The organism is Neisseria sp. P0007.S010, assembly GCF_051962875.1.
In the GTDB taxonomy this organism is placed as follows: Bacteria; Pseudomonadota; Gammaproteobacteria; order Burkholderiales; family Neisseriaceae; genus Neisseria; species Neisseria subflava_A.
Genome location: NZ_JBQCUX010000077.1, coordinates 1 through 222, shown reverse-complemented (window position 1 = coordinate 222; position 222 = coordinate 1). Strand labels below are relative to the sequence as shown.

The 222-nt window shown below is 57.7% G+C and carries 1 protein-coding gene; it reads left to right on the top strand.

All coding sequences use genetic code 11. From position 1 onward, the window contains the following. Positions 1–222 (top strand): hypothetical protein (locus ACTHR7_RS10970; protein WP_440370829.1); only part of this gene is annotated, 222 nt, incomplete at both ends.

Genomic DNA, 222 nt, shown 5'->3' with positions numbered 1-222 from the left:
GCCGTCAACTACAGCCAGCTGAAACAGCAAAGCGCCGCCGCCCGTACCGAAGTTGCAGCCGGTACCAACATCAAAGACGTGGTTAAAGGAGTCGGCAATAAAGGCCAAGACGTTTACACCGTCAACGCCAAAGGCACGACTGCGAGCGCCGGTTCGAGCAAAGTGACCGTTACCGCCGCTGAAAAGGCCGACAACGTGACCGACTACAGCATCGACTTGGCG